12 protein-coding genes are annotated in these 12602 nt (G+C 73.0%); 5 read left to right on the top strand and 7 right to left on the bottom strand.

Annotated features, from left to right (window positions below; genetic code table 11):
- Positions 1-314 precede the first annotated feature (314 nt).
- Both ACN9MM_RS03985 and ACN9MM_RS03980 read left to right on the top strand, forming a co-directional pair.
- Positions 315-1748: an aspartate ammonia-lyase gene (locus ACN9MM_RS03985; protein WP_426362310.1), complete on the top strand. Its 1434-nt coding sequence runs from the start codon at positions 315-317 to the stop codon at positions 1746-1748.
- Positions 1749-1928: 180 nt separating this feature from the next.
- Positions 1929-3578, top strand: coding sequence for a GMC oxidoreductase (locus tag ACN9MM_RS03980; RefSeq protein ID WP_426362309.1), 1650 nt, complete (start codon positions 1929-1931; stop codon positions 3576-3578).
- 58 nt (positions 3579-3636) lie between these two features.
- On the opposite strand, the gene ACN9MM_RS03975 is transcribed toward ACN9MM_RS03980, so the two are convergent.
- From ACN9MM_RS03975 to ACN9MM_RS03965, 3 genes are all read right to left on the bottom strand, one after another.
- Complete coding sequence (locus ACN9MM_RS03975) at positions 3637-4125, bottom strand: carboxymuconolactone decarboxylase family protein (RefSeq protein ID WP_426362308.1); 489 nt, start codon at positions 4123-4125, stop codon at positions 3637-3639.
- Positions 4122-5201 (bottom strand): dihydrodipicolinate reductase, encoded by a 1080-nt coding sequence (locus ACN9MM_RS03970; RefSeq protein ID WP_426362307.1) that lies wholly within the window; start codon positions 5199-5201, stop codon positions 4122-4124. The genes ACN9MM_RS03975 and ACN9MM_RS03970 overlap by 4 nt, the downstream gene beginning before the upstream one ends.
- Before the next feature lie 80 nt (positions 5202-5281).
- The gene (locus tag ACN9MM_RS03965; RefSeq protein WP_426362306.1) at positions 5282-5722 is read right to left on the bottom strand and encodes a GNAT family N-acetyltransferase; all 441 of its coding nucleotides are present in this window, start codon (positions 5720-5722) and stop codon (positions 5282-5284) included.
- Positions 5723-5876: 154 nt separating this feature from the next.
- Here ACN9MM_RS03965 and ACN9MM_RS03960 point away from each other — a divergent pair, with 154 nt between their 5' ends.
- Positions 5877-6674, top strand: coding sequence for a hypothetical protein (locus ACN9MM_RS03960; protein ID WP_426362305.1), 798 nt, complete (start codon positions 5877-5879; stop codon positions 6672-6674).
- 43 nt (positions 6675-6717) lie between these two features.
- Here ACN9MM_RS03960 and ACN9MM_RS03955 read toward each other — a convergent pair whose 3' ends face one another.
- The gene (locus ACN9MM_RS03955) at positions 6718-8100 is read right to left on the bottom strand and encodes an NAD(P)/FAD-dependent oxidoreductase (RefSeq protein ID WP_426362304.1); all 1383 of its coding nucleotides are present in this window, start codon (positions 8098-8100) and stop codon (positions 6718-6720) included.
- Positions 8101-8222: 122 nt separating this feature from the next.
- Here ACN9MM_RS03955 and ACN9MM_RS03950 point away from each other — a divergent pair, with 122 nt between their 5' ends.
- Positions 8223-8795 carry an NADPH-dependent FMN reductase gene (locus ACN9MM_RS03950; RefSeq protein WP_426362303.1) on the top strand — a complete coding sequence of 191 codons (573 nt, stop codon included), beginning with the start codon at positions 8223-8225 and terminating at the stop codon, positions 8793-8795.
- Positions 8796-8816: 21 nt separating this feature from the next.
- Here the strand turns inward: ACN9MM_RS03950 and ACN9MM_RS03945 are convergent, their stop codons facing one another.
- The 3 genes from ACN9MM_RS03945 to ACN9MM_RS03935 form a co-directional block, all read right to left on the bottom strand.
- Positions 8817-9986 carry a YncE family protein gene (locus ACN9MM_RS03945; protein WP_426362302.1) on the bottom strand — a complete coding sequence of 390 codons (1170 nt, stop codon included), beginning with the start codon at positions 9984-9986 and terminating at the stop codon, positions 8817-8819.
- A 237-nt stretch (positions 9987-10223) separates the two neighbouring features.
- Positions 10224-10805: a dienelactone hydrolase family protein gene (locus ACN9MM_RS03940; RefSeq protein WP_426362301.1), complete on the bottom strand. Its 582-nt coding sequence runs from the start codon at positions 10803-10805 to the stop codon at positions 10224-10226.
- A 123-nt stretch (positions 10806-10928) separates the two neighbouring features.
- Entirely contained in the window at positions 10929-11201 is a 273-nt protein-coding gene (locus tag ACN9MM_RS03935) for a hypothetical protein (protein WP_426362300.1), read from the bottom strand.
- 190 nt (positions 11202-11391) lie between these two features.
- Here ACN9MM_RS03935 and ACN9MM_RS03930 point away from each other — a divergent pair, with 190 nt between their 5' ends.
- Entirely contained in the window at positions 11392-12600 is a 1209-nt protein-coding gene (locus ACN9MM_RS03930; RefSeq protein WP_426362299.1) for an RNA ligase, read from the top strand.
- The last annotated feature ends 2 nt before the right edge of the window (positions 12601-12602 follow it).

Below are 12602 nucleotides of genomic sequence, written 5' to 3'. Positions count from 1 at the left end.
GCCCCCCCCCCGCCCGCCCGCGAGCCGGAATCAATCTCCCCCACCGGCGCTCCGTGTCCTGGCGGGACCGCCCGGCGGCTCCGCCACGCCCGGAACCGGCCGAGGGCCCGTGCCCGCGTGACCGCCACCGAGTCCCCGCACGCACCCGCGTGGCCCGCCGAGCCCCGCACACGCCCGCGTGCCCCGCAGACGCCCGCACGCGCCCGCGTGGCCCAGCCGACGCCCGTACGCCCCCGTGCGGCCGTCGCGGGTGCCCCTGTGCCTCCCACGTACAACACCCCTCCCCTCTCCTCCCTCCCCAAGGACGGCCCCTCATGGTTCCCGCACCGGCCCCGCACGACGTCCCCGTCCGCAGCGAGCACGATCTGCTCGGCGACCGGGACGTCCCCGCCGACGCCTACTGGGGCGTCCACACGCTGCGCGCCACCGAGAACTTCGCCATCACCGGTACGCCCATCTCGGTCTACCCCCTCCTGATCGACGCCCTCGCCGCAGTCAAGGAGGCCGCCGCCCGCGCCAACGAGGAGCTCGGCCTGCTCCCCTCCGACAAGGCCGCCGCCATAGCCGGCGCCTGCCGGGAGATCCGTACCGGACACCTCCATGACCAGTTCGTCGTGGACGTCGTCCAGGGCGGGGCGGGCACCTCCACGAACATGAACGCCAACGAGGTCGTCGCCAACCGCGCCCTGGAGCTCCTCGGCCACGCCAAGGGCGACTACGGCCGGCTCCACCCCAACGAGGACGTCAACCTCGGCCAGTCCACCAACGACGTCTACCCGACCGCGATCCGCATCGCGGCGATCGGCGCCGCCCGTGAGCTCCTGAAGGCCATGGCCGTGCTCCAGGACGCCTTCGCCGCCAAGGCCCTGGAGTTCCGCGAGGTCGTCAAGATGGGCCGCACCCAGCTCCAGGACGCGGTGCCCATGACGCTCGGCCAGGAGTTCTCCACGTACGCCGTGATGCTGGAGGAGGACCGCGGACGACTCGCCGAGGCGATCGAGCTCATCCACGAGATCAACCTCGGGGCCACCGCCATCGGCACCGGCCTCAACGCCGCCCCCGGCTACGCCGAGACGGCCCGCCGCAACCTGGCCGGACTGACCGGCCTGCCGCTCGTGACCTCCGCCAACCTCATCGAGGCCACCCAGGACTGTGGCGCCTTCGTCCAGCTCTCCGGCGTCCTCAAGCGCATCGCGGTCAAGCTGTCCAAGACCTGCAACGACCTGCGGCTGCTCTCCTCCGGGCCCCGCGCGGGCCTCGGCGAGATCAACCTGCCGCCGGTGCAGGCCGGTTCCAGCATCATGCCCGGCAAGGTCAACCCGGTGATCCCCGAGGTCGTCAACCAGGTCGCCTTCGAGGTGATCGGCAACGACATCACCATCACCATGGCCGCCGAGGCGGGACAGCTCCAGCTCAACGCCTTCGAGCCGGTCATCTTCCACGCCCTCTCGAAGAGCCTGCTCTCCCTCCGCGCCGCCTGCCTGACCCTGGCCGAGCGCTGTGTCAGCGGCATCACCGCCAACACCGAGGCGCTCCGTGCGGCCGTGGAGAACTCCATCGGCCTCGCCACGGCGCTCAACCCCCACCTCGGCTACACCGCCGCCACCGCCATCGCGCAGGAAGCCCTCGCCACCGGCCGCGGGGTCGTCGAACTCACCGTGGAGAAGGGTCTGCTGCCCGCGGAGCGCCTCGCCGAACTCCTCACCCCCGAGCGTCTCACCGGCGCCCCGGGCCCGGCCCTCGCCTGACACGGCGTCCGGTCCACGGGACGGGCGGAGCCGCCCCGGCGGCGCGGGCCCGCGCCGCTTCCGTAGCACAGGCGATCAAGAGGGCCTCTCCGGCCTTAAGTTACCCGGCAGTTTCTCGTGACTTCCTTGGCGGGCAGTCGTAGAACGTGTTCCCATTCACTCGCGAGTGAGGAAGATCACATGAGTGAACACCCCTTGTCCGCCCAGGGAGATCACGGGGTAAGCCGCCGCAGATTTCTTGCGGGAACAGGTTCTGTTCTCGGCGCCGCCGCCCTCGCCGGAACGATCACGGCCCCGGCCCGAGCCGAGGTCCCCGGCCTGAACTGCACCCCCATCCCCGACGGCTCCCAGGTGCGCGCCCTCGTCATCGGCACCGGCTACGGCGGCTCCGTCGCCGCCCTGCGGCTCGCCCGCGCCGGCGTCGACGTCCACATGATCGAGATGGGCATGGCCTGGGACACCCCCGGCCCGGACGGCAAGATCTTCGCCAACACCACCAAGCCGGACTACCGGTCCTTCTGGCTGCGCACCCGCACCAAGCAGCCGCTGAGCCAGTTCCTCGGCTTCCCGCTCGACAAGGACGTGCCGGTCCACACCGGCATCCTCGACGCCGAGGACTTTGCCGGCATCACCGTCTACCAGGGGCGCGGCGTCGGCGGCGGCTCCCTCGTCAACGGCGGCATGGCCGTCACCCCGGTCCGGGAGCGCTTCCCGGCGATCCTCCCGACCGTCGATCCGGCCGAGATGTACGCCACCTACTACCCGCGCGCCAACGCGGGCCTGGGCGTCAGCTCGGTGGACGTCAACTGGTGGGAGAGTCAGGACTGCTACCAGTACGCCCGGGTCGGCCGCAAGCACGCCCAGCGTTCCGGCTTCCCCTTCGTCTTCGTGCCCAACGTCTACGACTGGGACTACATGAAGCAGGAGGCCGCCGGGGCCGTCCAGAAGTCCGCCCTGGAGGGCGAGGTCATCTACGGCAACAACGCCGGCAAGAAGAGCCTCCAGAAGACCTATCTCGCCCAGGCCGCCGCCACCGGGCGCGTGAACGTCTCGCCCCTCCACCGGGTGACCTCGGTCAGCCCGGCGGCCGCGGGCGGCTACACCGTCGTCATCGACCAGATCGACACCACCGGCGCCACCCTCGTCACCAAGACCGTCCGCGCCGACCGGGTCTTCTTCGCCGCGGGCAGCGTCGGCACCAGCAAGCTCCTCACCCGCCTGAAGGCGACCGGCGCCCTGCCCGCGCTGAACGAGCACATCGGCAAGGGCTGGGGCGACAACGGCAACGTCATGTGCGGCCGCGCCAACCACATGTGGGACCCCACCGGAAAGCTCCAGTCCTCCATGCCCACCGCGGGCATCGACAACTGGGACGCCGGCGGCGCCTTCGCCGAGGTCGCCCCGCTGCCCACCGGCATCGAGACCTACGCCTCCTTCTACCTCTCCATCACGCGCACCCCGCGCCGCGCCGAGTTCACCTGGAACCCGGCCACCGGCAAGGTCGACCTGAGCTGGGACCGGGCCTGGAAGCAGACGTCCATCGACATGGCCAAGTCCATCTTCGACAAGATCAACAGCAAGGAGGGGACGATCTACCGGACCGACCTCTTCGGTGCCTACAAGATCTGGGGCGACCACCTCACCTACCACCCGCTCGGCGGCGCCGTCCTCGACCGGGCCACCGACAACCACGGGCGCCTCCACGGCTACCAGGGCCTCTACGTCATGGACGGCTCCCTGATCCCGGGCAACACCAGCGTCAACCCGTTCGTCACCATCACCGCCCTCGCCGAGCGCAACATCGAGACGATCGTCGCCGAGGACTTCTGACCGCCCCCACGCGAGAGAGGGGCCGGCCGGATCCCCGGCCGGCCCCTCTTCGCGCGCCTCAGTGCGTCGGCAGCACGCACACCGTGTCGAGGCCGAGCACCCGGTTGAGCCGCCCGAACGCCAGCCACGACCCCAGGCTCATCGTCAGCTCCACGATCTCCGCCTGGCTGTACCGCGCCGTCATCCGCGCCCAGAACTCCTCGTCGAGGCCGTGGTGGTCGAGCGCGTACCGCTCCGCGTACTCCGCCGCGAGCCGCGTCCGCTCGTCGAAGGCCTCCGAGACCTCCGTCTCCCGCCACGCCGCGACGAGCTCGTCGAACCCCTCCTCGACCTTCACCCCGTCCCGGTCGGTGCGCCAGTCCAGACAGAAGCCGCAGCCGTTGATCTGCGCGATCCTCAGCCGGGCGGCCTCGAACTCGCGCAGCCCCAGGGACGTGTGCGCGTACACCGACAGCGAGAAGTTCGCCGCCGCCGTCCCGATCTCCGGGACCATGTCGCCCCACACGTACCCGATCGGCTCCTGGCCCTCGGGAATGTCGATGATCACAACGGTCTCCTTCCCAGCTTCCCGACCGCCGGCCGCAGCGGCACGTCCAGCGCGTCGTACAGTCCCGGCTCCGCCGCCACCAGCCACTCGATCGCCCCGACGAGCCGTCCCACCGCCGTGGCGTTCCCGCCCGCCGACCGGTTCTCGCCCTCGTCGGTCGCCGCCACCGTCACCTCGATCCGGGGGCTGCCCTCGACGATCACCCGGTGCGCGCCCGCCCCGTCCGGCGGCACCGGCCAGTCCGGCGCGCACGAGGGATGGATCCGGGTGACGTGCTCGATCACGATGCGGGGCTCCCCGCCGACGATCCCCTGCACCTCGAACCGGACCGCGCCCTGCGTCCCCGCCTCGAAGACGCCCATGGTGCGCGTCTTCACCGAGGACTCCAGCGGGCGCCGCTCCAGCGTCTCCCGGATCTCGTCGACCTCGGCCCCGAGCGCGCGGGCCATCAGCCGTATCTGACCGCCCCAGATCATGGTCGGCACGGAGGGCCACAGCATCGGCGGCTCGTACTCCATCGGCCGGCCCATCCCCACCAGCTCCCGGACCGACTCCTCCTGCTCGTACGTCGAGTAGTCGAAGATCTCCTGGCAGCGGATCACGTCCACCGTGGCGGCCAGGCCGCTCACCAGGAGCGGCAGCACGTCGTTGCCCCAGCCCGGGTCGACGCCCGACACGAAGAGCGAACCGCCGCCCTCGGCGACCGCCGCGAGCACCGGATCCCGGAACTCGGGCGGCGCGTTGCGCTGGTCGTACAGCGGATACAGGGCGGGCGTCACCACTGCCGCGCCCGCCGCCACCGCCCGGGCCACGTCGGCGAGCGCCCCGTCGGGCCGGGTGTCGCCGGAGGCCGCGTACACCACCGCCCCCGGCCGCCCGTCCAGCACGGCGCCGACGTCGTCGCGCGCCGCCACCCCGAGATCGCGTCCGAGCCCCGCGAGCCGCCCCGCGTCACGGCCCACCTTGGCCGGGTCGGACACGAGCACGGCCGCGAGTTCGAGCCCCGGATGGGCGTCCACGGCGCGAATGGCCGCGCGACCCACGTTTCCGGTACCCCACACCACCGTCCGAATCATGCGCGGAGGGTAGCGCCGGGCGCCGGAGGTTCCCAGACCCGCGACGACATGTTCTGACGGATCGTCAGGATGGGTGTCCGTCAGGCCAGGCGCAGCGCCACGAACGGAATCGTGTCACCCGGCAGCACGTACCGCTCCACCTCGACGAACCCGCGCGCGAGCGCGAACCGCAGCCCCTCCTCGTTCGAGGCGAGCACCACCGTCTCCACGCCCTCGTCGCTCAGCGTCCGCGCGTGCGCCAGGCCCCGCTCGTACATCGCGGTCCCGAACCCCCGCCCCCGGTACCCGGGCAGCGTCCGCGCGATCACGGTCGCCGCCGGGGTCTCCTCGTCCGGCGGGCGCACCGTCGAACACCCCACCGCCACGTCCCCGAGGTACGCGACGTCCAGCCGGTTCCGGCCCGCGCGCTCCCGCACGTCCTCGGTGGAGAGCACCGCCGTGGGGATGATCGTGTTGTGCACGGCCCGCCAGTCGGCGAGCTGCTCCTCGGTCCGCGCCTGTTCGATACGACAATCACTCATGCCCGCAGACAAGCGTGCCGGGGCCGTCCGGTCAACCTCGTTCCGGACCGGGGAAACGCGTCCGTCCGGGTGAGCGCGCGGGCACGGCGGCAGCACCGCACGCCGAACGGGTACGGATCGCCACCACTGCCCCCGGCCAGGAGGATGCCGTCCCATGCCCGTCCGCAAGGGCGCCCCCGCGCTGCTGAGCGCCGGCACACTGTGCGCGGCCCTGTTGCTCACCGGCTGCGCGAGCCCCACCCCACCCGCGCCCGCCGCACCCACCCCCACGCACGCACCCGTCCCGGGCGACGCCCGACCCGCCCCGGCCCCGCCGGCCGCGGGCGCCGGCAACAACCTCGCCTCCGCCCCGGTCCCCACACCCCGGATCCCCGGCCTCGGCGCCGCCACCCAGGCCCTCGTGCCCGACGGCGCGGCCCAGGCCTTCGTCGTCACCGGCGGGACCGCGGACTCCAGCACGGCCACCGCCACCCTCTACCGGCGCGACCCGTCCGGCCGGTGGACCGCGGCCGCGGGACCCTGGCCCGCGCACAACGCCCTGGAGGGCTGGACCGACGACCACAACGCCGGCGACCTGCGCACCCCCATCGGGGTCTTCGGCATCGGCGACGCGGGCGGCCTGCTGCCCGACCCCGGCTCCCGGCTCCCGTACGACGAGGACGAGGAGTTCGCCATCAGCGGCACCGGCTTCTCCGGCGAACCCCTCGAAGGCTCCTTCGACCATGTGATCGCCATCGACTACAACCGGGTGCCCGGCCGCACACCGCTCGACAAGGAACGCCCCCTCGGCGAGGAGAAGGGCGGCGGCGTCTGGATCCACGTCGACCACGGCGGACCCACGCAGGCCTGCATCGCTCTGGAGCGGGAAGCGCTGCGCACGCTCCTGCGCGCCCTCGACCCGGCCGCGGACCCCGTCGTCGTCATGGGCCCGGCGGCGGTGCTGGCGCGGTGACCGGACCCGCGGCGCCGGGAGCACGCTCCCGGCGCCGCACCGGTCACTTCCCGTCGCCCGACCCGACCGCCCCGCGGAACGACCCCGTGTGCTCACGGACCTGCTCCGGCGTCAGATACGCGTCGGTGTACTCGAAGTCCCGCAGCGTCCCCGCCTTCGAGGCCAGGAACCCGGTCCGTACGTAGTCGTCGCCCGCGACCGCGTTGAGCAGCCAGTTCGTCATCACCCGGGTCTTGGCCACGTTGGTCCGCAGCGCCGCCCAGTGGTAGCCGCGCGCCACGGCCTGCGCGGGAGCCCCGTGCAGCTCCACGCCGAGCGGCTTCGACACCCCGTCCATCCCACCCAGGTCCACCACGAGGCCCAGGTCCTTGTGCGTGTACGGGTGGGTCGGCTCGCCCCGCAGGCGCGCGACCAGGTTGTCGGCGACCGCCTTGCCCTGCCGCATCGCGTGCTGGGCGGTGGGCGGGCAGATCGCCCCCTCCTCGCCCTTGGCGAGATCGGGGACCGCCGCCGCGTCGCCGAGCGCCCACACCCCGTCGAGCCCCGGCACGTCCATCTCCGCCGAGACGGCGAGCCGGCCCCGGAGGGTCTCCGCGCCGAGCGTGCCGATCAGCGGACTCGCGGCCACCCCGGCCGTCCAGATCAGCGTCCGGCTCGGCAGCACCCGCCCGTCCGTGAGCGTCACGTTCTCGTCGTCCACCGAGGCCACCGACACGCCGAGGGACACCTCGATGCCGCGTTTCGTGAGGATGTCCATGGCGGCGGCGCCCAGTTTGTCGCCCAGCTCCGGCATCAGCTTCGGCGCGATGTCCACCAGGTGCCACTTGATGAGGGCGGGGTCGAGCCGGGGGTACCGCTTGACCGCGTTGTACGTGAGCAGCTGGAGGCAGGCCGCCGTCTCCGTCCCCGCGTAACCGCCGCCGACCACGACGAACCGCAGCCGCGCGGCCCGCTCCTCGTCGTCGTTGCTCGCGTCCGCCAGGTCCAGCTGGGCGATGACGTGGTCCCGGATGTACACGGCCTCCGCGAGCGTCTTCATCCCGCGCGCGTGCTCGGCGAGTCCCGGGATGTCGAAGCTGCGGGTCACACTGCCGGGCGCGAGCACCAGATGGTCGTACGGCTCCGTCACGTACTCGCCGGAGATCGTCCGCACCACACAGACCTTCGCCGCCGTGTCGATCCCGACCACACCGCCCGGGACGATCCGGGTCCGGTGCCGCCGGCTGCGCCGCAGCGACAGGGCGACCGACTGCGGGGTCAGGACGCCCGCGGCGACCTGGGGGAGCAGGGGCAGGTACAGCTGGTACGCGAACGGCGACAGGAGCGTGATCATCGCCTCCCGCTCCCTGAGCCGCCGTTCGAGCCGCCGTACGCAGCCCACTCCGGCGAAACCGGCGCCCACCACGAGGATCCTCGGTCGCGTCACGCTGTCCGCCCTTCCGTATGAGCGTCGTTTCACCCTTTTTATCGTGATTGGTTGTGTATCGCTCTTCGGGTTACGTTGCGGAAGGAGACCGCACGGCCCCCACGGAAGGCGGAACAGCGCGCATGACCACGTACAAGGTCGGCTACTTCGTCGGCAGCCTGTCGGAGAAGTCCATCAACAGGATCCTGTCCCGCGCCCTCCTGCGCGTGGCACCGCCGGGCCTGGAGTTCGGGGAGATCCCCATCAAGGACCTCCCGCTGTACAACCACGACTTCGACGCCGACTACCCGCCGGAGGGCAGGGCCCTCAAGGAGGCCATCGCGGCCGTCGACGCGGTCCTCTTCGTCACCCCCGAGTACAACCGGTCCATCCCCGGCGGTCTCAAGAACGCCATCGACTGGGCCAGCCGCCCCTGGGGCACCAACTCCTTCACCCACAAGCCGTCCGCCGTCATCGGCACCTCGCCCGGCAAGATCGGCACGGCCGTCGCCCAGCAGAGCCTCCGCTCGGTGCTCAGCTTCTGCAACTCCCCACAGATGAACGCCCCGGAGGCGTACATCCAGTTCACCCCCGGGCTGTTCGACGAGGACGGCGAGGTCACCGACCCGACGACCCAGCAGTTCCTCACCGACTTCATGGCCGACTTCAAGGCCTTCGTGGAGCGCGTCCTCACGGTGCTGCCGCCCCAGCGCTGAGGGGCTGCGGCCCGGCGGGCGTCAGAGGACCACGATGCCCAGCGGTCGCGAGCCCGCCGGAAGCCGGCGGGTGTCACCCGTGTCGAGGTCGACGACGCTCAGACCGTCCCAGTACCCGTCCCGGGTGAAGCCGCCCGTCACATAGGCGGTGCGGCCGTCCGCGGACACGGCGAGGCTCTCGTGCGGGCCCTCCAGCGGGTAGACCCGCTCGGCGCCGCCGGGCGTGCGCACCGTCAGGGAGGGCCCCTCGTCCTCGGACGGGTCGATCGGTCCGGTGCCGACCGTGAGCAGCGTGCCGTCGGCGGTCACGGTGGTGCCGTGCTGATGGGTGTTCGCGGTCATCCGCTCGATCGTCGTCCGGCCCGTCCGGGGATCGACCACCGCGAGCCGTTCGCCCTCGAAGGGCAGCAGCAGCTTCCCGTCCGAGGGCCGCACGGCGGTGTAGTGCGGCTTGAGCCAGGAGCCGAGCCCGCCCTCCGTGCCGTACGGGGCCACCTCGATCCGGCGCGGTGCGAGCGTACCCGCCGCGACGGCCGTCACGTCGAACGAGTCGTGGTTCGTCGCGTACACCTCGGCGCCGTCCCGCGAGACGTCCACGTCGAACGGGCGCCGGCCGACCGGGACGACGTCCGTGACCTCCAGCGCCGCCGTGTCGACGACCTCCAGGGTGCCGTTCCCGCCGGGCACGTTGACCCCCACGTACACCCGCCGCCCGTCCGGGGCGAGCGCGATGCCCATGCCGCCGCCCCGGTACTCACCGGTGGTCACCGGCCCGGTGTCCGTCCGGTACGGAATCAGCGCGAGGCGCTCGCGGCTCGCCGTGTCCACGACGGCCACGCCCTCGGCGGTCGCCACCCAGGCCCGCCCGTCCCCGCCGACGACCAGGCCGTACGGAGCGGTGCCGACCTTCACGGAACCGGTGGCGCCCCGCGCCGGGTCGACGAAGGTGACCGTGTCGGAGCCGAAGTCGGTGACGAGCAGCGTGCCCGGGGCGGGTGCTCCGGTGGCGGGCGGGACGGAGGCGCCGGGGGCCGACGGTCCGGCGGACGGGGAGGCCCCGGCGGGTGCCGTGGTGCCGGCGGCCGAGGCGGTCCCCCCGGAGCCCCGGGCGCAGCCCGCGAGCAGGACCACAGCCACCGCGCCGGGCACCAGCACCCGGGCGGCACGGGACGAACGGCGGAACTTCGGCATGACGGACTCCTCGGTACGGCGACCGCGCGGACGGCCCCGCCGGGGGTCCGCGCCCTGCCCCGATCCTCCGCCCGCGACCCGCTCACCCCGGTCCGCCGCCCGGCCCCTCCCGGACGGAGGGACGGCCGACACAGGGGTCCACCGATCGGCTGACCCCGCCGCGCCGCGAGGACCGGCCCGCGAGGACGGACCGCAGGACGGACCGCCAGGACGGCCCGCGAGGACGGCCCGCGAGGCTCAGCGGTCGAGGGCGTCCAGGAAGCACAGGACCCGCTCGGCGCACAGCGCGGTCGCCTCCGGCACGTGGTCGGCCGTGCCGACCTCGGCGAACAGGTGGGCCGTCCCCGGGTACAGGAACAGCTCCCGGTCCCGGGCGCCCGCCACCAGGGCGCGGGCCGCCTCCAGGTCCCCGTCGCCGACGAAGAACGGATCGGCGTCCATGCCGTGCACCTGCGCGGGCACGCCCTCCGGCCAGGCCGCGCCGAACTCGCCGACCGGCACACAGGCGCTGAACAGCAGCGCGCCGACGGCCCCGGGCCGGGTCTGCGCCAGCTTCTGCGCGGGCAGGACGCCGAGCGAGAACCCGGCGTACACGATCGCCTCGGGCAGGCCCTCGGCCGCCTTCTCGCCCCGCGCGACGATCGTGTCGAAACCGACCTCCTGCGCGTACCCGACGCCGGCCTCGAGCTCCCGGAACGTACGGCCGTCGTACAGGTCGGGCAGGTGCACCGTGTGCCCGGCCCGCCGCAGCCCGTCGGCGAACGCGCGGACGCCCTCCGTCAGGCCCAGCGAGTGGTGGAAGAGCAGTACCTCGGCCATGTCGTCATCCCCTGTGTCACCGTACGAGACCCGTCCACCGCGCGGCTCGGGCCACCTCGGGAGGCAGCATGCCGCACGCCACCGACAACGGCCCGGAAGCCAGCTCGGGAACCGGGGACGGGGTCAGCGCATCGGCCGGTGCGGGACGACGGCGCCCGCCTGGCCCACCATGCCCCCGGGTCCGCCGACGCCCATCGGGCCACCGGCACCGGGGTGCGCCACACCGGCGTGCGCGACGGCGCCCTGCTGCCCCGGGATCCCCTGCGGAGGCATCTGGATCACGCGGCTCAGATCCCGCATGACCTCCTCGGCGACCTGACGGACGTCACCGGGAACGTCCCCCCGCTCCCGTATGAGCTCGGCGTAGATCGGTGCCGTGCCGTCCGCGTGGTTCATGGGGCTCGCTTCCTCTGTCTGCGCCGGATCCGTCACCGACGGGCAGACGGCGAGTCTACGGGGCACCACCGACACGCCCCGGTTCGGGAGCCGGATCGGCACCCCGCACCCGTGCCCTCCCATGAAATTCGGTGTCCTCCGGCGCCCTTCCCCCGGAGAATGGATCACCGAACCACACGGGAGGGACCCCATGAGCCAGGCGACCCTGACTCTGCACGACCTGATGCCGTCCGACGAGCTCGCCGCGGCGATCACCGACGGGCACGTCACGCGCAAGCGGCACCCCGAGCTGCCGCTGTCGATCTACACCTACACGCGCGCGTGCCAGTACGCCCAGCACTGGAACCGGGCCACCACCCGCTGCCGCGGGCTCGTCGCCGACGACACCACCGGGCGGATCGTGGCGCTCCCCCTCCCCAAGTTCTTCAACCTCTCCGAACACGCCGGCGGACGCCCCTACGCGCCGCCGCTCCCCGACGAGCCCTTCGAGGTCTACGACAAGGTCGACGGCAGCCTCGCCGTGGTGTTCCACTACGCCGACCGCTGGCACGTCGCCTCCAAGGGCTCCTTCACCAGCGGCCAGGCCACCTGGGCCCAGCGCCGGCTCGACGCCGCCGACACCACGGGCCTGACCTCCGGCGTCACCTACCTCGCCGAGATGCTCTACCCGGGCAACCGCATCGTCGTGAACTACGGCGAGCGCCGCGACCTCGTGCTGCTCGCCGCCTTCCGCCCGGACGGCACCGAACTGCCCCTCGCCGAGGCCGCCGAGGGCTGGCGCCCCCTCGGCTCCGTCGTCCGCACCTGGCCCGCCATGCGCGTCGACGAGCTCGTCGCCCTCACCGAGTCCAACACGCTCCCCGGCGGCGCACGGGCCACCGGCACCGACGCCGAGGGCTTCGTCCTGCGCTTCGCCTCCGGCCTGCGCGCCAAGGCCAAGCTCAGCGAGTACGTGCGCCTGCACAAGGTGCTCACCGGCGTCACCGAGCGCGACATCTGGCGCGGCCACGGCATCCAGCGCTTCGCCGGCCTCCCGGCCGGCGAGCTGGCCAAGGGCCTCGGCTGCGCCCTCACCGACGTCGAGGCCTCCGGAGGCAAGCCCCTGGACGCCCTCCTCGAACAGGTCCCGGACGAGTTCGACGCCTGGGTGCGCGAGGTGATCACCCGGCTGGAGACGGCCGCGGCGGACCGCGAGCGGGCCGTCGACGAGGCCTACGCACGCCTCGCCCACCTCGCCGGCGACCGGGCGGCCTTCGCCCGCGCCGCCGCGGGCCTCACCGACCGCGCCCTGCGCGCCCTCCTCTTCCTGCGCCTCGACGGCCGCCCGACCGACCTCCTCGTGTGGCGCCAGCTGCGCCCCGAGGCCACCGACCCCTTCGCCCACGACCAGGAGAACTGACC

The sequence above is a fragment of the Streptomyces sp. E-08 genome, from assembly GCF_049913095.1.
GTDB lineage: Bacteria > Actinomycetota > Actinomycetes > Streptomycetales > Streptomycetaceae > Streptomyces.
Note: the sequence above shows the minus strand (reverse complement) of the source record. Positions and strands in the feature narration are given on the sequence as shown.